This is a genomic window from Pseudoxanthomonas jiangsuensis, from assembly GCF_010093185.1.
Classification (GTDB): domain Bacteria; phylum Pseudomonadota; class Gammaproteobacteria; order Xanthomonadales; family Xanthomonadaceae; genus Pseudoxanthomonas; species Pseudoxanthomonas jiangsuensis.
Genome location: NZ_PDWL01000005.1, coordinates 41,838 through 65,533, shown reverse-complemented (window position 1 = coordinate 65,533; position 23,696 = coordinate 41,838). Strand labels below are relative to the sequence as shown.

Annotated in this window: 24 protein-coding genes; 10 read left to right on the top strand and 14 right to left on the bottom strand. The window is 72.4% G+C overall.

The window, feature by feature from the left end:
* Positions 1-11 precede the first annotated feature (11 nt).
* Positions 12-482 carry a chemotaxis protein CheW gene (locus tag CSC62_RS04700; protein WP_162405015.1) on the top strand — a complete coding sequence of 157 codons (471 nt, stop codon included), beginning with the start codon at positions 12-14 and terminating at the stop codon, positions 480-482.
* A 9-nt stretch (positions 483-491) separates the two neighbouring features.
* Here the strand turns inward: CSC62_RS04700 and CSC62_RS04695 are convergent, their stop codons facing one another.
* Positions 492-1,226, bottom strand: a complete 735-nt coding sequence (locus tag CSC62_RS04695; RefSeq protein ID WP_162405014.1) for a 16S rRNA (uracil(1498)-N(3))-methyltransferase — start codon at positions 1,224-1,226, stop codon at positions 492-494.
* On the bottom strand, positions 1,217-2,608 hold the full coding sequence (bioA, locus tag CSC62_RS04690) for an adenosylmethionine--8-amino-7-oxononanoate transaminase (RefSeq protein WP_246194184.1): 1,392 nt from the start codon (positions 2,606-2,608) through the stop codon (positions 1,217-1,219). Before bioA ends, CSC62_RS04695 begins: the two co-directional genes overlap by 10 nt.
* Before the next feature lie 74 nt (positions 2,609-2,682).
* Here bioA and nudE point away from each other — a divergent pair, with 74 nt between their 5' ends.
* Together nudE and cysQ are read left to right on the top strand one after the other, a co-directional pair.
* Positions 2,683-3,228 (top strand): ADP compounds hydrolase NudE, encoded by a 546-nt coding sequence (gene nudE / locus CSC62_RS04685; protein ID WP_162405012.1) that lies wholly within the window; start codon positions 2,683-2,685, stop codon positions 3,226-3,228.
* Entirely contained in the window at positions 3,225-4,022 is a 798-nt protein-coding gene (gene cysQ, locus CSC62_RS04680) for a 3'(2'),5'-bisphosphate nucleotidase CysQ (protein WP_162405011.1), read from the top strand. Before nudE ends, cysQ begins: the two co-directional genes overlap by 4 nt.
* 176 nt (positions 4,023-4,198) lie before the next feature.
* On the opposite strand, the gene rnk is transcribed toward cysQ, so the two are convergent.
* The 4 genes from rnk to ahpC form a co-directional block, all read right to left on the bottom strand.
* The gene (gene rnk, locus CSC62_RS04675) at positions 4,199-4,630 is read right to left on the bottom strand and encodes a nucleoside diphosphate kinase regulator (protein ID WP_162405010.1); all 432 of its coding nucleotides are present in this window, start codon (positions 4,628-4,630) and stop codon (positions 4,199-4,201) included.
* A gap of 153 nt (positions 4,631-4,783) precedes the next feature.
* Positions 4,784-5,755 carry a DNA-binding transcriptional regulator OxyR gene (gene oxyR, locus CSC62_RS04670; RefSeq protein WP_162405009.1) on the bottom strand — a complete coding sequence of 324 codons (972 nt, stop codon included), beginning with the start codon at positions 5,753-5,755 and terminating at the stop codon, positions 4,784-4,786.
* Between the two features lie 69 nt (positions 5,756-5,824).
* Positions 5,825-7,420: an alkyl hydroperoxide reductase subunit F gene (gene ahpF, locus CSC62_RS04665; RefSeq protein WP_162405008.1), complete on the bottom strand. Its 1,596-nt coding sequence runs from the start codon at positions 7,418-7,420 to the stop codon at positions 5,825-5,827.
* Between the two features lie 239 nt (positions 7,421-7,659).
* The gene (gene ahpC, locus CSC62_RS04660) at positions 7,660-8,223 is read right to left on the bottom strand and encodes an alkyl hydroperoxide reductase subunit C (protein ID WP_162405007.1); all 564 of its coding nucleotides are present in this window, start codon (positions 8,221-8,223) and stop codon (positions 7,660-7,662) included.
* A 193-nt stretch (positions 8,224-8,416) separates the two neighbouring features.
* On the opposite strand from ahpC, the gene prmC reads away from it, so the two are divergent.
* Both prmC and pip read left to right on the top strand, forming a co-directional pair.
* On the top strand, positions 8,417-9,262 hold the full coding sequence (gene prmC / locus CSC62_RS04655) for a peptide chain release factor N(5)-glutamine methyltransferase (RefSeq protein ID WP_162405006.1): 846 nt from the start codon (positions 8,417-8,419) through the stop codon (positions 9,260-9,262).
* Between the two features lie 91 nt (positions 9,263-9,353).
* Positions 9,354-10,295, top strand: a complete 942-nt coding sequence (gene pip / locus CSC62_RS04650) for a prolyl aminopeptidase (RefSeq protein WP_162405005.1) — start codon at positions 9,354-9,356, stop codon at positions 10,293-10,295.
* A 97-nt stretch (positions 10,296-10,392) separates the two neighbouring features.
* Here pip and CSC62_RS04645 read toward each other — a convergent pair whose 3' ends face one another.
* The 5 genes from CSC62_RS04645 to CSC62_RS04625 all read right to left on the bottom strand — a co-directional run bounded on the left by CSC62_RS04645 (position 10,393) and on the right by CSC62_RS04625 (position 14,096).
* Positions 10,393-11,064: a DUF2242 domain-containing protein gene (locus tag CSC62_RS04645; RefSeq protein WP_162405004.1), complete on the bottom strand. Its 672-nt coding sequence runs from the start codon at positions 11,062-11,064 to the stop codon at positions 10,393-10,395.
* Between the two features lie 116 nt (positions 11,065-11,180).
* The gene (locus tag CSC62_RS04640; protein WP_162405003.1) at positions 11,181-11,963 is read right to left on the bottom strand and encodes an N-formylglutamate amidohydrolase; all 783 of its coding nucleotides are present in this window, start codon (positions 11,961-11,963) and stop codon (positions 11,181-11,183) included.
* Entirely contained in the window at positions 11,953-12,513 is a 561-nt protein-coding gene (locus CSC62_RS04635) for an NUDIX hydrolase (RefSeq protein WP_162405002.1), read from the bottom strand. The genes CSC62_RS04640 and CSC62_RS04635 overlap by 11 nt, the downstream gene beginning before the upstream one ends.
* 39 nt (positions 12,514-12,552) lie before the next feature.
* Complete coding sequence (locus CSC62_RS04630) at positions 12,553-13,485, bottom strand: 5'-3' exonuclease (RefSeq protein ID WP_246194196.1); 933 nt, start codon at positions 13,483-13,485, stop codon at positions 12,553-12,555.
* Positions 13,486-13,520: 35 nt separating this feature from the next.
* Complete coding sequence (locus CSC62_RS04625; protein WP_162405001.1) at positions 13,521-14,096, bottom strand: nitroreductase family protein; 576 nt, start codon at positions 14,094-14,096, stop codon at positions 13,521-13,523.
* Between the two features lie 155 nt (positions 14,097-14,251).
* On the opposite strand from CSC62_RS04625, the gene CSC62_RS04620 reads away from it, so the two are divergent.
* The 3 genes from CSC62_RS04620 to CSC62_RS04610 all read left to right on the top strand — a co-directional run bounded on the left by CSC62_RS04620 (position 14,252) and on the right by CSC62_RS04610 (position 20,272).
* On the top strand, positions 14,252-16,477 hold the full coding sequence (locus CSC62_RS04620; protein WP_162405000.1) for a DUF1631 family protein: 2,226 nt from the start codon (positions 14,252-14,254) through the stop codon (positions 16,475-16,477).
* Between the two features lie 148 nt (positions 16,478-16,625).
* The gene (locus tag CSC62_RS04615; RefSeq protein WP_162404999.1) at positions 16,626-19,016 is read left to right on the top strand and encodes a DUF1631 domain-containing protein; all 2,391 of its coding nucleotides are present in this window, start codon (positions 16,626-16,628) and stop codon (positions 19,014-19,016) included.
* A 143-nt stretch (positions 19,017-19,159) separates the two neighbouring features.
* Complete coding sequence (locus tag CSC62_RS04610) at positions 19,160-20,272, top strand: NAD(P) transhydrogenase subunit alpha (RefSeq protein ID WP_162404998.1); 1,113 nt, start codon at positions 19,160-19,162, stop codon at positions 20,270-20,272.
* Positions 20,273-20,331: 59 nt separating this feature from the next.
* Here the strand turns inward: CSC62_RS04610 and CSC62_RS04605 are convergent, their stop codons facing one another.
* Genes CSC62_RS04605 through CSC62_RS04595 form a run of 3 tightly spaced genes read right to left on the bottom strand, consistent with a single transcriptional unit; the run spans position 20,332 to position 21,736 of the window.
* Complete coding sequence (locus CSC62_RS04605; RefSeq protein WP_162404997.1) at positions 20,332-20,784, bottom strand: DUF3106 domain-containing protein; 453 nt, start codon at positions 20,782-20,784, stop codon at positions 20,332-20,334.
* Positions 20,785-20,789: 5 nt separating this feature from the next.
* A complete protein-coding gene (locus CSC62_RS04600; RefSeq protein WP_162404996.1) occupies positions 20,790-21,170 on the bottom strand; it encodes a hypothetical protein in 381 nt (126 codons plus the stop codon).
* Positions 21,167-21,736: an RNA polymerase sigma factor gene (locus tag CSC62_RS04595; RefSeq protein ID WP_162404995.1), complete on the bottom strand. Its 570-nt coding sequence runs from the start codon at positions 21,734-21,736 to the stop codon at positions 21,167-21,169. Before CSC62_RS04595 ends, CSC62_RS04600 begins: the two co-directional genes overlap by 4 nt.
* A gap of 203 nt (positions 21,737-21,939) precedes the next feature.
* Between CSC62_RS04595 and CSC62_RS04590 the strand changes: the two genes are divergently transcribed.
* Together CSC62_RS04590 and CSC62_RS04585 are read left to right on the top strand one after the other, a co-directional pair.
* A complete protein-coding gene (locus CSC62_RS04590) occupies positions 21,940-22,239 on the top strand; it encodes an NAD(P) transhydrogenase subunit alpha part 2 (protein WP_162404994.1) in 300 nt (99 codons plus the stop codon).
* Complete coding sequence (locus CSC62_RS04585; protein WP_162404993.1) at positions 22,236-23,660, top strand: NAD(P)(+) transhydrogenase (Re/Si-specific) subunit beta; 1,425 nt, start codon at positions 22,236-22,238, stop codon at positions 23,658-23,660. The genes CSC62_RS04590 and CSC62_RS04585 overlap by 4 nt, the downstream gene beginning before the upstream one ends.
* Positions 23,661-23,696 lie beyond the last annotated feature (36 nt).

Sequence of the window (23,696 nt, the reverse complement as noted above, 5' to 3'; positions counted from 1 at the left end):
CGGGATCGAACATGGCCTACAACAAAGACGAAATCCGCGGCGTCATGATCCAGGTGGGTCAGGAGCGCCTGCTGCTGCCCAACGCCACCGTCGCCGAGGTGATGGCGCGGGTACCGGTCGAGCCGATCGCCGGTGCGCCGGATTGGCTGGCCGGGCAGATCGACTGGCATGGCTGGACCGTGCCGCTGGTGGCGTTCTCGCGCCTTGCCGGCCTGGGCCAGGAAGCGGCCGCGCGCAACAACCGCGTGGTCGTGCTCAAGGGCATGGGCGGCGACGAGGCGGTGCCGTACCTGGCCTTGCAGACCGCGTCCTTCCCGCAGCTGGTCTCGGTGCCGCGCGACAGCCTGCTGGCCGACGCCTCCGAGGAGGAACTGCCGCGCGGGGTACAGATGCGAGTGCTGCTGGGCGACCTGGGCGCCCTGCTGCCCGACCTGGAAGGCGTGGAGCGCCTGGTCGCCGAGGCGCTGGCCGCGGCGGCCTGAGTCACCGCCCTACAGGTCGCCGAAGCGCGCCTGCAGGGCCGCGATCGCGGCCAGGCCCGCGGTTTCCGTGCGCAGCACCCGCGGTCCCAGGCGCAGGCCGCTGAAGCCGGCCGCGTGCAGGACCTCGCGGTCGCGCGGCGACCAGCCGCCTTCCGGGCCGATCGCCACCACCACCTTCATCGCCGCCGGCGCGGGCATCGCCTCCAGCCGATGTTCGCCCTGCGGATCCAGCAGCAGGCGCAGGCCCTCGTCCTCCAGTCCACGCGCGGCCGGGTCCAGCGCCGCCGGCGCCGCCAGGGCCGGCACCCGCGCACGTCCGGACTGCTCGCAGGCCGACTCGACCACGCTGCGCCAGTGCGCCAGGCGCTTCTCCGCGCGCTCGGCGTCCAGCCGCACCTCGGTGCGCTCGCCGGACACCGGCACGATCGCGGCCACGCCCAGTTCGGTGGCCTTCTGCAGGATCAGGTCCATCTTCTCGCCCCTGGCAATCCCCTGCAGCAGCACGATCCGCAACGGCGACTCGTTGTCCACCGCGGTGGCTTCCAGCACCTGCGCGCGGACCTCGCGCTTGCCGACCGCGACCAGGCGCGCACCGTAGTCGTGGCCGTCGCCGTTGAACAGCACGCAGGGGTCGCCTTCGCGCAGGCGCAGGACCCGCGCCAGGTGGTTGCCGGCGCGCTCGGGCAGGACCAGCTCGGCGCCGGCGCGCAGCGGCAGGTCGACGTGGCAGCGGGTCAGGCGCATGCGGTGGCCTCGGCGATGGCCTCGGCGGTGGCCTCGGCGAGCAGGTCCAGCTGGGCCGCGTCCACGCAGTAGGGCGGCATCCAGTACAGCACGTCGCCCAGCGGCCGCAGGAGCACGCCGCGATCCAGCGCGGCGCGGTAGGCGCGCAGGCCGATGCGCAGGGCCGGATCGAATGGCCTGCCGCGGTCGCCGTCGCGGCACAGTTCGAAGGCCACGACCATGCCGGCCTGGCGCACGTCGGCCACGTGCCGCTGCCTGGCCAGCGCCGCGGCCCGGCGCGCCATCGCCGCCGCGGTGGCGCGGTTGCGCTCGAGCACGCCGTCGGACGCGAAGATGTCCAGCGAGGCCAGGGCCGCGGCGCAGGCCAGCGGGTTGCCGGTGTAGCTGTGCGAATGCAGGAAGGCGCGCTCGCGCGAGTCGTCGAGGAAGCCGTCGTACAGCACCTGGGTGGCCAGCACCGCGGCCAGCGGCAGGAAGCCGCCGGTGAGGCCCTTGGACAGGCACAGCAGGTCGGGCGCGACCCCCGCCTGTTCACAGGCGAACATCGTCCCGGTGCGGCCGAAACCGGTGGCGATCTCGTCGGCGACCAGGAACACGCCGTTGGCGTCGCACAGCTCGCGCGCGCGGCGCAGGTAGGCCGGGTGGTGCATGCGCATGCCGCCGGCGCACTGCAGCCGCGGCTCCAGGATCAGCGCGCAGATCTCGCCCGGATGGCGGTCGAACAGGTCGGCCAGGGCGTCGGCCGCGCGCAGGGCGCATTGCTCTTCAGACTCGCCGGGGACGGCCAGGTACGCATCGGGCGAGGGCGCGAACAGGGCCTGGGCCAGCAGCGGCGCGTAGATCCGCCGGTACAGCGGGATGTCGCCCACCGCCAAAGCGCCCAGGGTCTCGCCGTGATAGCCGTTCTCCAGGGCTACGAACTTGGTGCGCCGCTCCTCGCCGCGGTTGCGGAACCAGTGGAACGCCATCTTCAGCGCCACCTCGACCCCGGCCGAGCCGTTGTCGGCGTAGAACACCTTGGCCAGCGGCGCGCGGCCGGCCTGGCGCGGGGCGATGGCGAGCAGGCGCTCGGCCAGTTCCACCGCCGGCGCATGCGAGAAGCCGGCCAGGATCACCTGTTCCAGGGTCCGCGCCTGGCGGGCGATGGCCTCGGCGATCCGCGGCTCGGCGTGGCCATGCAGGTTGGTCCACCAGCTGCTGACTCCGTCCAGATAACGGCGGCCGTCGTAGCCGACCAGCCAGGCGCCTTCGCCGCGCTCCACCGGCACCAGCGGCAGCGTGTCCGGGTGCTCGCGCATCTGCGTGCACGGGTGCCAGAGCACGGCCAGGTCGCGCTCGCGCCAGCGGCGGGCGGGCTCGGGCATCGACGGGTCTGCTAGCATTCGCGGTTCATGAGTACGTCCGAGCATCCCGCCATCATATCGGCCGCACCGCGGCCGCGCCGCGGGAGCCGCCGGTGAGCCGCCGCCTGCCCGTGATCCACGAGGTCACCGCGTCCGAGGCCGGGCCCTACCGCCTGGAGAAGCTGGACCTGGAGTTCTCCAACGGCGAACGCCGCCGCTTCGAGCGCATGGTCGGCCGCGGCCACGGCGCGGTGGTGGTGGTGCCGATGCTGGACGACGAGACCGTGCTGCTGGTGCGCGAGTACGCCGCCGGCGTGCACCGCTACGAGCTGGGCCTGGTCAAGGGCCGGATCGATGCCGGCGAGAGTCCCGAACAGGCCGCCGACCGCGAGCTGAAGGAAGAGGCCGGCTACGGCGCCCGCCGGATCGACGTGCTGCGCCCGCTGACCCTGGCCCCGACCTACATGAGCCACGTCTCGTGGCTGGTGCTGGCCCGCGACCTTTATCCCGAGAAGCTGCCCGGCGACGAGCCGGAGGAGCTCGAGGTCATTCCCTGGAAACTGCAGGAACTGGAAACGCTGATGTTGAGAGAGGATTTCTCCGAGGGGCGCTCGCTGGCGGCGCTGTTCATCGCCCGCGAATGGTTGGGGCGTCGATGATCCGGATCACCGTGGACGTGCGCGAAACCGTGATCGCCATCGCCCGCCAGGCCGGCGCGGCGATCATGGAGATCTACGAACAGGGCTTCGAGGTCCAGCACAAGGACGATGCCAGTCCGCTCACCGCCGCCGACCTGGCCGCGCACCGGATCATCGTCGAGGGCCTGGAACGGCTGACCCCCGACCTGCCGGTGCTGTCGGAGGAGTCCGCCCAGGTGCCGTGGGAGACCCGCCGGCACTGGTCCAGCTACTGGCTGGTCGACCCGCTCGACGGCACCCGCGAGTTCGTCAAGCGCAACGGCGAGTTCACCGTGAACATCGCCCTGATCGCCCAGGGCGCGCCGGCGATGGGCGTGGTCCAGGCCCCGGTCGGCGGCCAGGTCTGGCATGCGGTGCGGGGCGAGTACGCCTACCGTCGCGACGGCCACCGCGACGAGCCCCTGCGCGTGCGCGAACCGGCGACCGCGCCCCTGCGGGTGGCCGCCAGCCGCTCCCACCGCGATCCCCGCACCCAGTCGGCGCTGGAGAAGATGGGCGCGATCGAGGAGGTCGCGCTCGGCTCCTCGCTCAAGTTCTGCCGGATCGCCGAAGGCGCATTGGACGTCTATCCGCGCTTTGGCCCCACCTCCGAATGGGATACCGCCGCGGCCCAGTGCGTGCTGCACGCGGCCGGCGGCGCCGTGCTGTCGACGGAAACGGGCAAGCCGTTCCGCTACAACCGGCGCGAGACCCTGCTCAACGGCGACTTCATCGCCCTGGGCGACACCGAGCTGCCCTGGCGCGACTGGCTGTAGCGGGCGCGCTGGCATCATCGCCGCGAACCCGGCCTCGAGGCCATCGTGAAGCGCTGCGGCGCGGCGCCCGCCGACGGGAAGTAAAAGAGGAGGCAGCGGCCGCAGGCCGCTGCCGGGGGACATGAGCGGCGGCAGGCGTCGTGTCGCAGCGCCAAGCCATGCCGCTCTCTCTCGCCTCAGCGATGCAGGTCGCCGGCGGCCTCGGGCTGGTAGCGCACCGACTTGACCCGCAGCTTCAGGGTGCGGCCGCCGGGGGCCTGCCAGTCGATGCTCTGGCCGACCGACAGGCCGAGCAGGGCGCTGCCCACCGGGGCCAGTACGGACACCCGGCCGCGCTCGACGTCGGCCTCGTTGGGATAGACCAGGGTCAGGACATGGTCCTCGCCGCTGGCGATGTCCTCGCACTCGACCCGCGAGTGCATGGTGACCACATCGGCGGGGATGCGCTCGGGCGGCAGCACCTCGGCGCGGTTGAGCTCGTCCATCAGCGCGAGCGCGGCCGGATGGCGGCTCAGCACCGGGGAGTCGAGCAGGGCCTCGAGGCGGGCCAGGTCGCGGCTGGAAACGATGATCGAAGGCGGCAGGCCGCTGGTGGGTCGGGCGGACATGGAGGTTCCTCACGGGTTGGAGCGCGCGCTCGGCGCGCACGAAGAAAAGGCGGCGCGTTTCCGCGTCCGCCTTGGGCAAAAAGGTTTGCAGGGCCCACCGTAGCCCGGAACGCGGGCGGATTCAACCGCCGCGGGGCCCCGCGCAGCCCGGATTCAGCCCCAGTCGCTGCGCGGCGGCGGCACCGCGGCGGACTGGCGCGCCGCCGCGGCCGGGACGGCGCCGGTGGGCGCGAGCAGGTCCGCCGGCAGGTCGCCGAACACCTGCGCCAGCCGCTCCAGGAAACCGCTCATGGCCGAGCTGCGGCGCCAGACCATGGCGATGCTGCGGCTGGGATGGGAGTCGGAGAAGCGCAGCAGGTGGATGTTGTCCGAGCGCGCCACCGGCGGCTTCACCGCCAGCGCCGGCAGCAGGGTCACCCCGACGTTGGCCGCGACCATCTGCCGCAGGGTCTCCAGGCTGGTGGCGCGGAACTCGGTCTTCTCGTGCGCGCCCGACAGCCGGCACACGTCCAGCGCCTGCTCGCGCAGGCAGTGGCCGTCCTCCAGCAGAAGCAGGCGCTGCTCGGACAGCTCGTCCAGGGCCAGGGCCTCGCGCCCGGCCAGCGGATGGCCGTCGGGCACCGCCAGCACGAACGGCTCCTCGAACAGGAACTCGGTGTGCAGCTGCTCGTCGTGCACCGGCAGGGCGAGCACCGCGGCGTCGAGCTTGCCGTCGCGCAGGCGCGCCAGCAGCTCGTCGCTCTTTTCCTCCACCAGCAGCAGTTCCAGCTGCGGGAAGCGGGCGCGCACGCGCGGGATGACGTGCGGCAGCAGGTACGGCGCCAGGGTCGGGAAGATGCCCAGGCGCACCGCCCCGGCTTCCGGGTCCTGGCTGCGGCGCGCGGCTTCCTTCATCTGCTCGACCTCGGCCACGATCCGGCGCGCGCGCTCGGCGGCCTCGCGCCCGGCGGGGGTCAGCATCACCTTGCGCGGCGCGCGCTCGACCAGCGGCACGCCCAGCTCGTCCTCCAGCTTGCGGATCTGGGTGGAGAGCGTGGGCTGGCTGACGTAGCAGGCCGCGGCGGCGCGGCCGAAATGCCTGTGGTCGGCCAGCGCCACCAGGTACTTGAGGTCGCGCAGGTTCATCGCGGCTTGCCTCCGTCGCCTCGGCCGGACTGTATAGCACCGGGCGGGCAGGGTGCCCGCCGCGGCGCATCAGGCCGCCTCGGCGACCGCTCCGGTCTTCGGCGCCGGCGCCGAGGTGCGGATCAGGTGGTCGAACGCGGCCAGCGCAGCCTTGGAGCCCTCGCCCATCGCGATCACGATCTGCTTGTACGGTACGGTGGTGCAGTCGCCGGCGGCGAACACCCCCGGCACGCTGGTCTGGCCGCGGTCGTCGACCACGATCTCGCCGCGCGGGCTCAGCGCGATCGTGCCCTCGAGCCATTCGGTGTTGGGCAGCAGGCCGATCTGCACGAACACGCCTTCCAGCTCCAGCCGGTGGCTGTCGCCGCCCTCGCGGTCCTTGTAGACCAGGCCGGTGACCTTCTGCCCGTCGCCCAGCACCTCGGTGGTCTGGGCGCTGGTGAGGATGCGCACGTTCGGCAAGCTGCGCAGCTTGCGCTGCAGGACCTCGTCGGCGCGCAGCTTCGAATCGAACTCGACCAGGGTGACGTGGGCCACGATTCCGGCCAGGTCGATCGCCGCCTCCACCCCGGAGTTGCCGCCGCCGATCACCGCCACCCGCTTGCCCTTGAACAGCGGACCGTCGCAGTGCGGGCAGTAGGCCACGCCCTTGTTGCGGTACTGGTCCTCGCCGGGCACGCCCATCTGCCGCCAGCGCGCGCCGGTGGACAGGACCACGGTCTTCGACTTCAGCGAGGCGCCGTTGGCCAGCTTCACTTCAACCAGGCCGTCGTCGCCGGCCGGCACCAGCGCGGTCGCGCGCTGCAGGTTCATCACGTCGACCTCGTACTCGCGCACGTGCTGTTCGAGCTGGGCGGCCAGCTTCGGGCCCTCGGTGTGCTGCACCGAGATGAAGTTCTCGATCGCCATGGTGTCCAGCACCTGGCCGCCGAAGCGCTCGGCGGCCACGCCGGTGCGGATGCCCTTACGCGCGGCGTATATGGCCGCCGCCGCGCCGGCCGGACCGCCGCCGACCACCAGCACGTCGAACACGGCCTTGTTCGCGATCTTCTCCGCTTCGCGCTTTTCGGCGCCGGTGTCGAGCCGGGCGACGATCTCCTCCAGGCCCATGCGGCCGTAGCCGAACAGTTCGCCGTTGAGGAACACCGCCGGCACCGACATCACCTGGCGGCCCTCGACCTCGTCCTGGAACAGGGCGCCGTCGATGGCCACGTGCCTGACCTTCGGGTTCAGCACCGCCATCAGGTTCAGCGCCTGGACCACGTCCGGGCAGTTCTGGCAGGACAGGGAGAAATAGGTCTCGAACAGGAACTCGCCGTCCAGCGCGCGCACCTGCTCGATCGTCTCGGCCGCGGCCTTGGACGGATGCCCGCCGGCCTGCAGCAGGGCCAGCACCAGCGAGGTGAACTCGTGGCCCATCGGCAGGCCGGCGAAGCGCAGGGAGATGTCGTGGCCGGGGCTGGTGATGGCGAAGGACGGCGTGCGCTCGCCGTCGTCGCGGCGCGTTTCCAGGCTCACCTTCGGCGACAGGGCCTCGATGCCCTGCAGCAGGGCGAGCATCTCCGCCGAGCCGGCGCCGTCGTCGAGCGAGGCGACCAGGTGCACCGGGCGGGTCAGGCGCTCCAGGTAGGCCTGCAGCTGGGTCTTGAGGTTGGCATCCAACATGGCGGCAACTCCGTGGGGGAGGGGTGTTCGAGCGCGGCGAAGGCAGGCAAGCCGTCGCCGTGGCGCCCTGCGCACAGGGCGTCATCTTCGTAGGGAGTGGATGGAAGCCGACGCGGCCTGCGTGGCGTGCCGCATGGCGCGGCAGCGGCGTGGGTACGATGGCTTCCATCCACTCCCGGCCTTTGGAACGGGCCGGGGGGAGGCCCTCCCCGCGTGATGCGGGAAGGGCGGTGCGGCGCTTAGATCTTGCCGACCAGGTCCAGCGACGGAGCGATGGTCTGGGCGCCTTCCTTCCACTTGGCCGGGCACACCTGGCCCGGGTTGGCGGCGACGAACTGGGCGGCCTTGAGCTTGCGCAGGGTCTCGCTGACGTCGCGGGCGATCGCGTTGTCGTGGATTTCCAGGGTCTTGATCACGCCTTCCGGGTTGATGATGAAGGTGCCGCGCAGGGCCAGGCCTTCCTCCGGGATGTGCACGCCGAAGGCGTTGGTCAGCTGGTGGGTCGGGTCGCCGACCAGCGGGAACTGGGCTTTGCCCACGGCCGGCGAGGTCTCGTGCCACACCTTGTGCGAGAAGTGGGTGTCGGTGGTCACGATGTAGACCTCGGCACCGGCCTTCTGGAACTCGGCGTAGTTGTTGGCGGCGTCCTCGACCTCGGTCGGGCAATTGAAGGTGAAGGCGGCCGGCATGAAGATCAGGACCGACCACTTGCCCTTCAGGCTGGCGTCGGTGACTTCGATGAACTCGCCGTTCTGGAAGGCGGTGGCCTTGAACGGCTTGACGGTGGTGTTGATCAGGGACATGGGTCGGTCCTTCTAGGGGTGGGTGGAGGGGATGGCGGCCATGCTAGGCCGGAGTGATAGACAGATCAAATCGATTGATGGCATTGAATAGATAGTTATTGTCTATCGGATTTCACTGTTGCTTCTTTGGTGCGTTGCCGCGCGGACCCGACCGACATTGGCAGATCCATATCCATGGCCCATCGTTGTCGCCATGAATGCCCCCCCTCCTGAATCGCCGCGCGTCGACCAGCTGCTGCGCGAAGCCGCCGCCCGGATCGGCCGCGAGGACGCCGAACCCTTGCTGGCGCATGCCCTCGGCCGCGACCGCGCCTGGCTGTTCGCGCACGCCACCGACCCGGTGGCCGCCGCCGAGGCCGCTGCCGTGCGCGCCCTGGTCGAGCGTCGCGCCGGCGGCGAGCCGGTCGCCTACCTGACCGGCCGCCGCGGCTTCTGGACCCTGGACCTGCAGGTCGGTCCCGACACCCTGATCCCGCGCCCGGAGACCGAACTGCTGGTCGAACTGGCCCTGGCCCGGCTCGATCCGCAGGAGCCGGCACGCGTGGCCGACCTGGGCACCGGTAGCGGCGCCATCGCCCTGGCCATCGCCAGCGAGCGGCCGCTGGCTGCGGTGGTGGCCACCGACGTGGCCAAGGCCACCCTGGCGGTGGCGGTGGCCAACGCCCAGGCCGCCGGCCTGGACAACGTCTGGTTCCGCCGCGGCGACTGGTGCCAGGCCCTGGGCGGCGACCGTTTCGACCTGATCGCCAGCAACCCGCCCTACATCGCCGAAGGCGACCCGCACCTGGCCCAGGGCGACCTGCGCCACGAGCCGGCGCGCGCGCTGGCATCCGGGCCCGACGGCCTGGATGCGATCCGCACGATCGTGGCCGCGGCGCCCACGCACCTGGTGCCCGGCGGCTGGCTGCTGCTGGAGCACGGACTGGACCAGGGCGCGGCGGTGCGCGCGCTGTTGCGGGACAACGGCTTCGCCGAAGTCGGGACCGTGCCCGACCTGGAGCGGCGCGACCGCGTCACCCTCGGCCGCCGTCCCGTGTAGGTCGTCGCCACCCGCCGGATGACCCGTTTGCCGGGCCGGGCCATATTCCGCGCCCGATACAATGCCCGCACCGTTTCGCAGGAACCCCCGCATGCGCACGCTGTATCCCGAGATCGAACCGTTCGACACCGGCATCCTGCAGGTCGACGACCGCCACGCCCTGTACTACGAACAGTGCGGCAACCCGCAGGGCAAGCCGGTGGTGCTGCTGCACGGCGGTCCCGGCGGCGGCTGCAGCCCGAAGATGCGTCGTTTCCACGACCCGGCGAAGTACCGCATCGTCCTGTTCGACCAGCGTGGCTCCGGCCGCTCCACCCCGCATGCCGACCTGGTCGACAACACCACCTGGGACCTGGTCGCCGACATCGAGAAGCTGCGCGAAAAGCTCGGCATCGACGCCTGGCAGGTGTTCGGCGGCAGCTGGGGCTCCACGCTCGCCCTGGCCTACGCCGAAACCCACCCGCAGCGCGTCACCGAACTGGTCCTGCGCGGCATCTTCATGCTCCGCCGCTGGGAACTGGAATGGTTCTACCAGGAAGGCGCCAGCCGCCTGTTCCCCGACGCCTGGGAGCACTACATCGGCGCGATCCCGCCGGTCGAGCGCCACGACCTGATCTCCGCCTTCCACCGCCGCCTGACCAGCGACGACGAGGCCACCCGCCTGGACGCCGCCCGCGCCTGGAGCGTGTGGGAGGGCGCGACCAGCTTCCTGCACGTCGACCAGGACTTCGTCAGCAGCCACCAGGACCCGCAGTTCGCCCTGGCCTTCGCCCGGATCGAGAACCACTACTTCGTCAACGGTGGCTTCTTCGAGGTCGAGGACCAGCTGCTGCGCGACGTCCACCGCATCGCCGCCATCCCCGGGGTGATCGTGCACGGCCGCTACGACGTGGTCTGCCCTTTGCAGAACGCCTGGGAGCTGCACAAGGCCTGGCCGAAGGCCACGCTCGAGATCACCCCGGCCTCGGGCCATTCGGCGTTCGAGGCCGAGAACGTGGACGCGCTGGTGCGGGCGACCGACGCCTTCGTGTAGGAGCCGGTCTTGCCGGCGACCGCCATGGTGGATGCGTCTGCGTGCAACCGGGTGCCAGTGATCCGTCCGCCTCTACGGTCGCCGGCAAGACCGGCTCCTACAACGGCGGCGGCGCGGGCAGCGCCTCGGTGGCCGCGGGCGCCGGCTCCGGTGCCAGTTCGGCCGGCTGCGGCTGCGGGTACTGCGGCATCGGGAACAGCGCCGGCTGGGTCGCCGCGGTCCGCGGCGCGGGCCGCTCGGCGTGCTCGGGCAGGAAACGCTCGAGCACGGCGAAGAAGCGCTTGTAGAAGGTGTCGTCCTGCAGGGTCTCGCTGGCGACCTTGACCAGCGAGTCCTCGCTGGAGCCGATCGGCAGCGACACCGAGCCCAGCGCACTCACGCCCAGGCTGGCCGAGGTGTTGCTCTTGCGCAGCGCGTAGCGGTCCTGGACCGCGTTGACGAACACCACCGTCTGCTGATCGCCGCGCAGCTGCGGCATGCACACCGCGCGGAACTCGACCTGCTCGTGGCTCTCGTCCTGCTGGAAGTACTTGCGTGCCTCGACGATGTCGGCCTCGGCGCGGCCGACCACGAAGCCCTGGCTGAGCAGGGCCCGGCGCGCGGCCTCGCAGGTCTGGGCCGGGGAATGGTCGAAGCTGCGCGAATAGGTGCTGGAGGAATCGAACGCTTCGAAGGCGGCGCGGTCCGGGATGTCGCGGTGCATGCCGCAGCCGGTCAGGCCGGCGGCCAGCACGGCCAGGAACGCGGAGGTCGAACGGAAACCGGGCATCGTGTCGATCGGGGGATGAAGACGGGAGCCGGCCGAGTATGCCGGATCGGGCCGCCGCAGGACGAGCCCGCATGTAACCGATTTCCACGGGGCTGCGGCCGTTGTTGGCCGCCGGTTCAGACGAACCGCGGCTGCAAGGCCCGGAACAGCCGCGCCAGGCGCTGCGCCCAGGCCGCCTGGCCGTCGGCGTCGGCGATCAGGTCCTGGCGGATCTCGATCTCCACGTGCGGCAGGCCGCGGCCCTCGCCGTGGACCGGGATCGCGTAGTCGCTGCTGTCGCTGACCGAGTAGGGCTGGTTGTCGCCCACCACCAGGTCGCCCTCGGCCTGCAGGGCGTCGCGCAAGGCATGCGCCAGGCGGGCGTCGCGGTGGTAGAGCACGCCGCAGTGCCAGGGCCGCGCCATGCCGGCCATCGCCGGGGTGAAGCTGTGCAGGGTGACCAGCAGGGTCGGGCGCCCGTGCGCCTGGCGCAGATCCAGGGCCTGGACGATCCTGGCGTGGTAGGGCAGGAAGATGTCCAGCACGCGCGCGGCGCGGGCCTGGGGCGGCAGCGCGGCGTTGGCCGGGACCGCGGTGCCGTCGCTGGTCGCGACGATCAGGGTCGGCGATTCCAGCGGCCGGTTGCAGTCGACCACCAGTCGCGAATAGGTCTGCAGGATCGTCCAGGCGTCCAGTTCGGCCGCCAGCCGCCGGGCGACGCCGGCGATGCCGATGTCCCAGCCGATGTGGCGGTCGATCTCGCCCGGCGCCAGGCCGAGGTCGCCGAGCGCGCGCGGCACAGCCTGGCCGGCATGGTCGGCGGTGAACAGCCAGGGCGAGGCGCCGTGCGGGTTGAGCAGCTCGAATGGCGGCGGATCGCCGGCCTGCAGCAGGCCGGGGACCTCGGGCTCAGGGCGCACGCGGGCTGCCGTCCAGGTTGTGGTCGATCATCCACAGGCCGGCCCAGAGCTTGGCGTCCAGTTCGTAGCCCTGCTCCAGCTTGCGCGCCAGCCAGGCGGCGGCCTGCGCACGCGGCACCGCGTGCACGGTGATGTCCTCGCTGGCGTCGCCGCCGCCGGCGCCGACCTTGCGCAGGCCGGTGGCGCGGACGAAGGCGATCTTCTCGCTGCTGGCGCCGGAGGAGGTCGGGCCGGTCATCAGCACTTCGGCCCGCTCGGCGGTCCAGCCGGTCTCCTCTTCCAGCTCGCGGATCGAGGATTCCTCGATCGACTCGCCGGCATGCACGTCGCCGACCAGGCCGGCCGGCATCTCGATCGTGCGCGCCTGCAGCGGGATCCGGAACTGCTCGACGAACAGCACTTCGTCGTCGGGGGTGACGGCGATGATGATCGCGGCCAGGCCGCCGGGATGGGTGCGCTCGGAGTATTCCCAGCTGCCGCGCACGACCATGCGCTGGTAGCGGCCTTCGTAGACGACGCGCGGCGCGTCCGTGTCGGGAGGAGTGTCCATGCGCCGATGCTAAGCGGGAAACGTGCCGGCGGGGAACGCCTATTCCTGCCCCAGCCCGGCCGCTGCCCGCAGCCGGCGCCGGGTCATTGGTCCGAAACGCAGGCTGGCCACCAGCGCGTCGAGCATCTCCGGGTCGGCCTGGCCGCGCGCGGCGGCGGCGCCGTCGTAGCCCAGCGGGGCATCGCAGGCGATGGTAGTCAGCTGCCGCCAGAGCAGGGCGTGCTCGCGCTGTTCGCGCAGCCGCACGGCCACCTGGGCGGCGCCGCGCAGGCGCAGGAAGGCGACCTCGTCCACCCGCGCCAGCAGGGTATCCAGGCTGCCGAAGTGGGCCAGCAGCACCGCCGCGGTCTTGGCCCCGACCCCGCCGACGCCGGGGATGTTGTCGACCGCGTCGCCGGTCAGGGCCAGGTAGTCGGCGATCTGGTGCGCGTGCACGCCGTGCCGGGCCTTGACCCCGGCCGCGCCCCAGCGTTGGTTGCGGGCGTAGTCCCATTGCTCGTCGTGCCCGTCCAGCAGCTGCGACAGGTCCTTGTCGGCCGAGACGATGATCCCGCGGAAGCCGGCCGGGCGGGCGCGCTGCAGGGCGGTGCCGATCAGGTCGTCGGCCTCGTATTCGTGGTGGGCCAGCACTTCCAGGCCCAGTGCGGCGCATAAGGCCTTGCAGTGGGCGAACTGGCGGCGCAGTTCCTCCGGCGCCGGCTCGCGGTTGGCCTTGTAGGCCGGGTAGATCCGGTGCCGGAAGCAGCTGTCCAGGGCCTCGTCGAAGGCGATGGCGATGTGCCGCGGGCGCTCGCGTTCGAGCAGGTCGAGCAGGAAGCGGGCGAAGCCGTGCACGGCGTTGGTCGGCCAGCCGTGGGCGTCGCGGAACTCGTCGGGCATCGAATGCCAGGCCCGGAACACGTACAGGCTGGCATCGACCAGGTGCAGTGGAGATGGCGGTGCGGCCGAGGCGGGCGGAGCGGGCGGGCCCACCGCTTCCGCGCCGGGGACGGCGGCCCCCAGGCCGGTCACGGCGTCCAGTCCGAGAGCAGTGCGCGCGGATCCGGACGCTCGCGCTCGGGCGCTTCCTGCGAAGGGGTGCCGATGTGGATGAAGCCGGCGATCCGCTCGCCCTCGCCCAGGCCGAGCACCCGCGCCACCTCAGGGTCGTAGGCCATCCACGCGGTCAGCCACTGCGCGCCGAAGCCCAGCCCCTGCGCGGCCTGGAGCAGGGCGAAGCAGACGCAGCCGGCGGTCAGCAGCTGCTCCTGCTCGGGCACCTTGTGCCCGGCCTGCAGGCGCGCGACCACCGCGATCACCAGCGGCGCGTGGGAGAAGCGCCGGCGGTCCTTCTCCACCGCCTGCGGCGGGGCCTGCGGGTCGCGCTGCAGGGCGCGTCCGGCCAGGAACTCGCCGAGCGCGTGGCGGGCGTCGCCGGCGATGCGCAGGAACCGGAACGGCACCAGCTTGCCGTGGTCGGGCACGCGCACGGCCGACGCCAGCATGCGCAGCACGGTGGCCTCGTCCGGGCCCGGTTCGCCCAGTTGCATGGACGGCACCGAGCGCCGCAGGTCGAGGGTTCGCAGGGCCGAAACTGTGTGCATAATCCCAAAACGCTCAAGCTCGGCCGGAACGGGCCGATGACTGGAGAAGTATAGGCGCCCCTCCGGGCGGGCCTCGCGGTGGGTGCGCCCGGGGCGAGGTGGCCTGCACGTCATTCACCCGCGCGTCCACCCGTCAGCCCCAGTATTAGAGGCCGATGCAGTCCCCCCCCTTCGCCGACGACCTGGCCAGCCGCAACACCGACCTGCTGAACCAGGTGCGGGACGCGATCCTGCTGCCGCTGGCCGACGATTTCGCCGGCGCCGTGGACGGCCTGGGGCCGCAGCTGTTCGCCCTGGCCGACGGCGCCCCGGCCGCCCTGCAGAAGGATTACCTCGACGCCATCCAGGAGCTGCGGCGCGAGCGCGAGCCGCTGATCGCCCGCTTCCGCGCCCACCTGGCCAAGGCCTGGCAGGCGCTGGAGACCGGCCGCCCGCTCTCGGTCGAACGCACCCTGGCCCGCGGCAACGACCTGACCCTGGTGGCCGAGAGCGAACTGGAAGTGCGCCTGGCGGTGCGCAACCTGGCCGGCGCGATCCAGCAGCAGTGGCGGCCGGAGTTGATGCGCCTGGACCGCTACCTGGGCTGGATCGCCGGCGGCCTGCGCCTGGACGGCGACAGCAATCCGGTCGGCCCCGAGCATCTGGGTACGGCGGTGTACGCCGCGTTCTCGGGCATGTGCCTGGCCGTGCGCGCCCAGCTGGTCGCGGTGCGGCTGTGCGAGCCGGTGCTGGTGGAGAAGGTCGGCGCCCGCTACGAGGCGCTGGAGCAGCGCCTGGCCGCGCTCACCCGCGACATCGCCCTGCCCGAGCCGCGCGCGCGCCGGCGCGGGATCCCGCAGGCGGGCCAGACCCCGGCGGCCGAAAGCCCGGACTGGATCGGGCGTTTCTTCAGCCAGTGGCAGGGCGGCAACGGTGGCCCGGCCGCCGCGGCCAACCCGCTGGACGTGCACGCGCGCGACGAACGCGAGCTGCTGCCGCCGGAACTGCGCCGGCTGCTGCAGGCCTCGCGCCGCGGGCGCGGCGGCTGGCGGCCGCTGGAGGCGGCCGGTGCGCGCCGCAGCCTGTCCCCGCGCGAGCTGCGCTCGGCGCTGTCCCTGCTGCAGACCACAGCCCATGCCGGCTTCGACGACATCGACGCCACTGGCTCGCTGGCCAACGGCCTGCACGGGCAGGTGCTGGCCCACGCCGGGATGCTGGGCATCGATCCGGCCACGGTGCGCCTGGACCCGGCCGACGAGGACAGCCTGGACCTGGTGGCGATGCTGTTCGCGGTGATGCTGGACCAGTCACAGCTGCAGCCGGAGATCCGGCCGATGCTGGGCCAGCTGCTGGTGCCGGTGGCCAAGGTCGCCCTGCAGGACCCGCGCCTGTTCGTGCGCGACAGCCACCCGGTGCGGCGGCTGCTGAACATGCTCGCCGACGGCTGCGACGGCAACCCCGGCGAGTCGGCGGCCGAACTGGCGCTGCTGGCCCAGGTCCAGGGGATCACCACCCGGATCGTCCAGGACTTCGACGAGCACCTGGGCGTGTTCCTGGCCGCCGAGTCCGAGTTCGGCGCCTACTACGAGCAGTACCGGCGCCGGGTCGAGATCGCCGAGCGCCGCGCCGCCGAGCTGCAGCGGGCCGAGGAGCGGCGCTCCACCTCGCGGACCCGGGCCGCGGCCGAGCTGGAGCGGCGGCTGCAGGGAGGGCCCTTGCCGCCGGTGCTCGAAGGCTTCCTGCGCCGGCCCTGGGTCCAGCAGCTCGAACGCATCCTGCTGCGCAGCGAGGGCGACAGCCCAGCCCTGCAGGCTTCGCTGGAGCTGGCCGACGGCCTGCTGCGGGTCCATGCCGACGCCCGCGCCGGCCGCGCCGTCGACGCGGCCTGGCTGGAAGCGCAGAGGCCGCAGCTGCAGAAGGTCTATGCCGAGGCCGGGCTGCCGCCGGCGTCGGCCGAGACCGCCGCCGGCGCCCTCCAGGACGTGCTGCGCGGGGTGCTGGCCGCCGACGGGGGGGCCGCCCCGGAGTTGCCGCCGGCCCCCGAGCCGCCGCCCGCCGCGACCGTGGAGGAGCCTTCGCCTTTGCCGGACGAGGCCCCGGAGGCGATCGGCTACGACATCGAGACGGCCGAGTATTTCGAGGCCCTGGCGCTGGGCACCTGGATGGATTTCGTCGACCGCGACGGCCGGGTCCAGCCGGGCAAGCTGGCCTGGGTCAGCCCGATCTCGGGCCGGCGGATGTTCGTCAACCGGCGCGGGGCCCGGTTCTGCGTGGCCTCGCCGGAGCAGCTGGCGGCCATGGTCCGGCTGGGCCGGCTGCGCCTGCACCGCGAGGAGGACGCCTTCTACAGCGCCATGCAGGGCGTGGTGGACCGGCTGCAGCCGTCGGTCGAGGCGGCCTGAACGCGATGGCGCTAAAGTTCCGGCAGTATTGGGAAGTGCCCACTGGATCACGGTCGGCGGCCGGAGTGGGCCGTAGGATGCGATTGCGGCTAAGGGGGCCCGCAGTCACCCAGTTGTTGTTCCCACCGCCCGCGCGGGAGCCACGCGCATGAGTCCGACCCAAGCCGATCCCACATCCCTGCCCCGCGACACCGTGCTGCTGGCCCTGGCCCGCGACACCTTCCTGCCTGCGCTGGGGGATGCCTTCGCGGCGGCCGTGGCCCGTTACGACGACGTCCTGTTCGATCGTGCCGAACGGGCGGGCGCCTCGCAGCTGCTGTTCCTGGACGGCATGCGCGAGCTGCGCCGCCGCCGCGACGAGATCGCCAGCCGCTTCCGCGCCCAGCTCGGGCTGGCCTGGCAGGGCCTGGAAGTCGGCGCGCCGCTGTCGGCCGAGGCCGCCCTGTCCGCCAGCCAGGCCGCCGGCCTGAGCCTGGTCCCCGAACACGAACTGGAATCGCGGCTGGCGGTGCGCAACCTGGCCAGCGTGCTGCAGCGCGACTGCAAGCAGGTGCTGGTGCGCCTGGACCGCCGCCTGGGCGCGATCGCCGGCGGGCTGGAACTGGACGCCGACAGCAACCCGATCGGCCCCGAACACATCGGCGTGGCCGTGCACGAGGCCTTCGCCACCTGCGAACTGGCGCCGGAAGTGCGCCTGGTCCTGATCAAGCTGTGCGAGCGCGACCTGGCGCCGCTGGTGGGCAAGCTGTACGAGGCCCTGGACCAGCGCCTGGTCCGCGCCGGCGTGCTGCCGGCCGGCCAGCCGGGTACACGGGCGCCTGCGCGTGGACCCGCGCCTGGCCGGCAGCAGGGCGTGGACGCGCTGTTCGAACAGGTGCCCGAGGAGCCGCATGGCGGTTACGGCGGCGGCTGGGGCGAAGCCGGCGGCGACGAATACTCCCCGGCCTGGGCGGCCCGCTTCATGCAGCGCTGGAGCGAAACCCGCGGCGCGATGCAGGGCGGCGGCTTCGAGGGCCAGGGCGGCGGCGGCATGGGGCCCGGCCCCGGCGGTCCGGGTCCCGGCGGCGCCGGCGGCACCGCGCCGGGCATGCTGCTCGATGCCCTGCACCAGCTGCTGCAGCACAGCCGCGAACTGCGCGGCGGCGCCGAGCAGGCGGCCGGCGGGGTGCACGCGGCGCAGTCGCAGCAGAGGCCGCTGAGCCAGCGCGAGATGCTGTCGGTGCTGTCGCTGCTGCAGGCCACGCCCAGCGCGACCCTGCGCGCGGCGATCGGCGACGAGCAGGAGTCGCTGTCGCAGAGGCTCAAGAGCGAGGTCCTGTCCAACGCCAGCCAGCTGGGCATGGATCCGTCCAGCACCCGCCTGGACCCCAAGGACGAGGACGCGATCGACCTGGTCGGCATGCTGTTCGACGTGCTGCTGGACGAGCGCGACCTGGCCGGCCGCCCGCGCGAGCTGATCGGCCGGCTGGTGGTGCCGTTCGTGAAGGTGGCCCTGCTGGACCGGCGCATGTTCGTGCAGAAGACCCATCCGGCCCGGCGCCTGCTCAACGCGCTGGCCGAGGCCTGCGAGGGCAACCAGGGCGAGAGCGCGGCCGAGCGCACCCTGCTGTCCAAGGTCGAGGAGATCATCGAGCGGCTGGTGGCCGAGTTCAACGAGAACCTGGCCATCTTCATGACCCTGGAGGAGGAGTTCCGCGACTTCCTCGACCAGCACCGCCGCCGGGTCGAGATCACCGAGCGTCGCGCCGCCGAGATCCAGCGCGGCCAGGAGCGGTTGGAACTGGCCCGCAACCGCGCCGATTCCGAGCTTTCGATGCGGGTGGAAGGGCTGCAGCTGCCGCAGGCCGTGGCCGATTTCCTGCGCAACCCGTGGCAGCACCACGTGACCCTGTCCCTGCTGCGCGACGGCGACAGCGGCGAGGCCTTCGTCGAGTCGATGGCCCTGGCCGACGGCCTGCTGGACGAGGTCGCCGAGGCCCAGCGCCACATCGTCGGCAAGCCGTGGCTGCAGGCCTGGCAGCCGGGGCTGCGCAAGGTGTTCGCCAGCGTCGGCCTGCACGGCGACGCGGCCGAGGCGGCGATCGGCGCCCTGCACGACACCCTGCAGGCGGTGGCCGATGCACGTCCGGAGCTGGAGCGGCCGTTGCCGGAACTGCCGGCGGTGGCCCTGCCGCAGCCGGCGCCGGTGGAGCGCAGCCCGATCGAGCTGGTCGCCGGCACCGACACCCTGGACTTCGACAACGCCGACGCCGACCACATCCGCGGCTTGCCGGTCGGGACCTGGCTGGACTTCATCGACAAGGACGGCCGGGTGCAGCCGGGCAAGCTGTCGTGGGTCAGCCCGATCTCCTCGCGCCTGCTGTTCGTCAACCGCCGCGGCGTGCGCTTCTGCGTGGCCTCGCCGGAGGAACTGGCGGTGATGGTGCGGCTGGGCCGGCTGCGCATGCACGTGGCCGACGACGGCGCCTTCGACAGCGCGATGCAGGGCGTGATCGAACGCCTGGACGCCTCGCCGCAGCAGCCGGTGACGCTGCACTGAAGAACACGGCCGGCGCAAGCCGGCCGTTTCCGTTGGAGCCGCCGCAGCGCCAGCGATACGGATGAAACCATCGCCGATCCGCCGTGCAGCGCCCGCGGTTTGCTAGCATCGCCGCTCGAATCTGGACCGTGACGAGGGGACGCATGGCGGTTGAAGTGCTGGTGCTGAAGGAGGCCGCGGCAGGCGAGCGCCGGGTGGCGGCCACGCCGGAAACGGTGAAGAAGCTGGTGGCGGCCGGCGCCCAGGTGCGGGTGGAGTCCGGCGCCGGGTTGGGCGCGGGCATCACCGACCAGGCCTACCTCGATGCGGGCGCGCAGCTGGCCGGCGCCGATGCGCGCGCCGCGGCCGAGCTGGTGCTGTGCGTGCAGCCGCCGGCGGCCGATGCGATCGGCGCGCTGAAGCAGGGCGCGACCCTGGTCGGGGTGCTGCAGCCGCAGGGCGACGCCGAACGCGGCGCGGCGCTGCAGGCGCGCGGGATCCGCGCCTTCCCGCTGGAACGGCTGCCGCGCACCACCCGCGCCCAGGCGATGGACGTGCTCAGCTCGCAGGCCGGCATGGCCGGCTACAAGGCGGTGCTGATCGCCGCGCAGCTGGCGCCGCGCTTCTTCCCGATGCTGACCACCGCCGCCGGCACCATCCGCCCGTCCAGGGTGCTGATCGTCGGCGCCGGCGTGGCGGGCCTGCAGGCGATCGCCACCGCACGCCGGCTCGGCGCCCAGGTCGAGGGCTTCGACGTGCGCCCGGAGACCCGCGAGCAGATCGAGTCGCTGGGCGGCAAGTTCCTGGACCTGGGCGTGAGCGCGGCGGGCGAGGGCGGCTATGCGCGCCAGCTCACCGACGAGGAGCGCGCCGAGCAGCAGAGGCGCCTGGCCGAGCATCTGCGCAGCGTGGACGTGATCGTGTGTACGGCCGCGGTGCCCGGGCGCCCGGCGCCGAAGATCATCACCGCGGCGATGGTCGCCGGGATGAAGCCGGGCAGCGTGATCGTGGACCTGGCGGCCGAGACCGGCGGCAACTGCGAACTCACTCGTCCGGGCGAGACGGTGGAGCAGGGCGGGGTGGCCGTGGCCGGCCCGCTCGACCTCGCGAGCATGGGCGCGGTCCACGCCAGCGAGATGTACGCGCGCAACGTCTACAACTTCGTGGCCCTGTTCCTGAAGGACGGGGCGCTGGCGTTCGACTGGGACGACGAACTGCTGGCGAAGACGGCATGGCCGGAGGCGCCGGCGAAGGCCGAGGCGGCCGCGACGGCCTGAGCGGGCTCGCCAGGCAACGCTGCACCGACGGGCCCTGCGGGGCCCGTCCTGTTTGGGATCTACGGATGCGCAGGCGCCGGATGGGTGCGCAGCCACTCGCTGCGCTGCGCCGGCGTCATCCTTTCCCAGCGCTGCATGAAGTCGCGGCGCTGTTCCTCGCTCATGTGGCGGGTCTGGTGGAAGATCGCGCGGGCGCGTTCGCGCTGCTCCGGGCTCATCTGCTCGAAGCGGCGCGCGCCGCGGCGGGCGCGCTCGCGCTCGTCCGGCGGCAGGTCGCGCCAGCGGCGCGCGTGCTCGAGCATGCGCACACGCTCGCCCGGCGCGGCGTTCCAGCGCTCGCGCAAGGGGCCGATCAGCAGTTCGCGCTGTTCGGGGCTCAACTGCTCCCAGGTCGGCAGCGATTTGGCCGCCGGTTCCTGGGGGGCGGGCGGCGGTGCCGCCACGGCGGTGGAAACGGCGAAGGCCAGGGCGATCGCGGCCAGGCAGGGAACGAGGCGCTTCTTGGTGTCCATGGGCATCACTCCAGGGCCAGGGCCGGGGCGTCGGCCGATGCCAGCCACAGGTAGAACACCGGATCCTCCTGCAGCGTGCCGGCCGGTTCCTCGCCGGTGGCCGCGACCGTGGCGCCGGTGCCGGCATCCGGGGGCGTGGCCGGCTCCGGGCGCAGCACCACCGCCAGGGCCAGGGCCGCGGCCATCGCGCCGCCGGCCAGCCAGGGCGAACGCCAGCGTGCCGGTGTCGTGCCCGAAGCCGCGGTGGCTGCGCGCCGCGCCTCGCGCAGGCGCGCCAGGGTAGGCGTGGAGACATGCGCCAGGGCGCCGGCATGCAGCTGCCGGGCGTGCAGGTCCAGCCGGCCGGCGGCCGGGTCGGGGGCGGGATGGTGGGGTACGGTCGTCATCGGACGTCCTCCAGTTGCGAATGCAGGGCCTGCCGCGCGCGCGACAGGTGTGTCTTCACCGAGCCTTCCGAGCAGCCCATCGCGCGCGCGGTGGTGGCCACGTCCAGTTCTTCGAGCACGCGCAGGGTGAAGGCTTCGCGCTGGCGCGCCGGCAGGGCGCGCAGCGCCTCCACGAGCCGCGCGTAAGCCTCGCGCTGCTCGTGTGCCTGCGCCGGGCCGGGCGCAGCGTCGGCCCAGTCGATGCTGGCGTCCTCGCCGCGCGGGTCGTCGCCGGCCGGCAGAAGCCAGCGCAGGCGGAAACGCGCGCGCCTCTGCAGATCGATGATCCGCCGCCGCAGGATGCTCCAGAACAGCGGCGTCCACTCGTTCGCCGGGCGCTCGCGGTAGGCCAGCATCTTCATCATCGCGTCCTGGACCGCGTCCAGCGCATCGTCGCGCTGGCGCAGGCCGGCCTCGGCGAAGCGGAACGCGCGCGGGCCGACCTCGGCCAGGAACGCGTCCAGCGAGGCCCAGGCGGGCGTCGCGGCGGCTTCCCAGTCGGGGGCGATCGGCGTGGTCACCAGCACAGCTTAGCTTCCCGGCCGCCGGCGGCGGTCGTGGCGTGGCTGCGCGATGTCCCGGGACGGCGCGACGGCGGTTTCATCGGAAATCTCGGCGGGCGTGTTCTGCAGGGGAAAACGCACGCGGCGGCTATGGGTTGACCGGCTGTATCGGGTTCAGGCTGCGGTTATCATCCCGCCGGGCGCCGTGCCCGGGGAGCGAGGCGGTAATGAACGACGGTTTTGTTGCGCTGTACATCTTCATGCTCGCGGCGATCGCGGGCCACGTGATCATCTCGCGGGTGCCGGTGATCCTGCATACGCCGCTGATGTCCGGCTCCAACTTCATCCACGGCATCGTCCTGATCGGGGCGATGGTGGTGCTGGGCCACGCCGACACCACCTTGGAAAAGGCGATCGGCTTCGTCGCCGTGGTCCTGGGCGCGGGCAATGCGGCGGGCGGCTACGTGGTGACCGAGCGCATGCTGGAGATGTTCAAGTCGTCGAAGAAGCCGGAGAAGAAGGCATGAGCGGCCTGGACCTGCGCACCTGGCTGGTGGCCGCCAGCTACCTGGTCGCCGCGACCCTGTTCCTGCTCGGCCTGCAGCGCATGGCCTCGCCGGCCACCGCGCGCAGCGGCATCCGCTGGGCGGGCCTGGGCATGCTGATCGCGACCTTCGCCACCTTCCTGCTGCCGGGCCTGCACAACCTGCCGCTGATCGTGGTCGCGCTGGTGCTGGGCACGGTGGTGGCCTGGGTCTCGGGCAAGAAGGTGGCGATCACCGACATGCCGCAGATGGTGGCCCTGTACAACGGCATGGGCGGTGGTTCGGCGGCGGCGATCGGCGCGGTGGAGCTGCTGAAGTATTCGGGCCTGGCGCACGCGGCGCCGGGCGCGGCCGTGGTCGGCGGCCCGGGGCCGGTGGTGCTGGCCCTGGCCATCGTCGGCTCGGCGATCGGCGCGGTCTCGCTGTCCGGCTCGATCGTCGCCTGGGCCAAGCTCGACGGGCGCCTGGACAAGCGCATGGCGTTCCCGGGGCAGCAGGTGTTCAACCTGCTGGTAGCGGTGGCCATGCTGGCGCTGGGCGCGTGGGCGGCGGTCAGCCTGCAGACCGGGCCGATCATCGCCTTCTTCGTCGTCGCCCTTTTGCTGGGCGTGCTGATGACCCTGCCGATCGGCGGCGCCGACATGCCGGTGGTGATCTCGCTGTACAACGCCTTCACCGGCCTGGCGGTGGCCTTCGAGGGCTACGTGCTCGGCAACCAGGCGCTGATCATCGCCGGCATGATGGTCGGCGCGGCCGGCATCCTGCTGACCCGGCTGATGGCCAAGGCGATGAACCGGCCGATCTCCGGGGTGCTGTTCGGCAGCTTCGGCGGCGGCGGCCAGGCCCAGGAGATCACCGGCGCGCAGAAGCCGATCGAGGCCGGCGACGTGGCCGCGATGATGGCCTACGCCGAGCGGGTGGTGATCGTGCCCGGCTACGGCCTGGCCGTGGCCCAGGCCCAGCACAAGATCTGGGAGCTGGCGCAGCGGCTAGTCGACCGCGGGGTCAAGGTCAAGTTCGCGATCCACCCGGTGGCCGGGCGCATGCCCGGGCACATGAACGTGCTGCTGGCCGAGGCCGGCGTGCCCTACGACCTGATCGCAGACATGGACGACATCAACCCCGAGTTCCCGAACACCGACGTGTCGCTGGTGATCGGCGCCAACGACGTGGTCAATCCGGTGGCCAAGACCGATCCGGCCAGCCCGATCTACGGCATGCCGATCCTGGACGTGGTCGAGTCGAAGAACACGATCGTGATCAAGCGCGGCAAGGGCACGGGCTTCGCCGGCATCGAGAACGCGCTGTTCTACGCCGACAACACCCGCATGCTGTACGGCGACGGCGCCGAGATGGCCAGCGCCCTGGTCAGCGAGCTGAAGGCGCTGGACGGCGGGCACTGAGCGGACCGCGATCCGGAGATCGAGGGGGATCGATGG

Coding starts and splice junctions, on each gene's coding strand:
- CSC62_RS04700 (WP_162405015.1), top strand. CDS start 12: ATGGCCTACAACAAAGACGAAATCCGCGGCGTCATGATCCAGGTGGGT.
- CSC62_RS04695 (WP_162405014.1), bottom strand. CDS start 1,226: ATGCGCCTGACCCGCTGCCACGTCGACCTGCCGCTGCGCGCCGGCGCC.
- bioA (WP_246194184.1), bottom strand. CDS start 2,608: ATGCTAGCAGACCCGTCGATGCCCGAGCCCGCCCGCCGCTGGCGCGAG.
- cysQ (WP_162405011.1), top strand. CDS start 3,225: ATGATCCGGATCACCGTGGACGTGCGCGAAACCGTGATCGCCATCGCC.
- rnk (WP_162405010.1), bottom strand. CDS start 4,630: ATGTCCGCCCGACCCACCAGCGGCCTGCCGCCTTCGATCATCGTTTCC.
- oxyR (WP_162405009.1), bottom strand. CDS start 5,755: ATGAACCTGCGCGACCTCAAGTACCTGGTGGCGCTGGCCGACCACAGG.
- ahpF (WP_162405008.1), bottom strand. CDS start 7,420: ATGTTGGATGCCAACCTCAAGACCCAGCTGCAGGCCTACCTGGAGCGC.
- ahpC (WP_162405007.1), bottom strand. CDS start 8,223: ATGTCCCTGATCAACACCACCGTCAAGCCGTTCAAGGCCACCGCCTTC.
- prmC (WP_162405006.1), top strand. CDS start 8,417: ATGAATGCCCCCCCTCCTGAATCGCCGCGCGTCGACCAGCTGCTGCGC.
- pip (WP_162405005.1), top strand. CDS start 9,354: ATGCGCACGCTGTATCCCGAGATCGAACCGTTCGACACCGGCATCCTG.
- CSC62_RS04645 (WP_162405004.1), bottom strand. CDS start 11,064: ATGCCCGGTTTCCGTTCGACCTCCGCGTTCCTGGCCGTGCTGGCCGCC.
- CSC62_RS04635 (WP_162405002.1), bottom strand. CDS start 12,513: ATGGACACTCCTCCCGACACGGACGCGCCGCGCGTCGTCTACGAAGGC.
- CSC62_RS04625 (WP_162405001.1), bottom strand. CDS start 14,096: ATGCACACAGTTTCGGCCCTGCGAACCCTCGACCTGCGGCGCTCGGTG.
- CSC62_RS04620 (WP_162405000.1), top strand. CDS start 14,252: ATGCAGTCCCCCCCCTTCGCCGACGACCTGGCCAGCCGCAACACCGAC.
- CSC62_RS04615 (WP_162404999.1), top strand. CDS start 16,626: ATGAGTCCGACCCAAGCCGATCCCACATCCCTGCCCCGCGACACCGTG.
- CSC62_RS04610 (WP_162404998.1), top strand. CDS start 19,160: ATGGCGGTTGAAGTGCTGGTGCTGAAGGAGGCCGCGGCAGGCGAGCGC.
- CSC62_RS04605 (WP_162404997.1), bottom strand. CDS start 20,784: ATGGACACCAAGAAGCGCCTCGTTCCCTGCCTGGCCGCGATCGCCCTG.
- CSC62_RS04600 (WP_162404996.1), bottom strand. CDS start 21,170: ATGACGACCGTACCCCACCATCCCGCCCCCGACCCGGCCGCCGGCCGG.
- CSC62_RS04590 (WP_162404994.1), top strand. CDS start 21,940: ATGAACGACGGTTTTGTTGCGCTGTACATCTTCATGCTCGCGGCGATC.
- CSC62_RS04585 (WP_162404993.1), top strand. CDS start 22,236: ATGAGCGGCCTGGACCTGCGCACCTGGCTGGTGGCCGCCAGCTACCTG.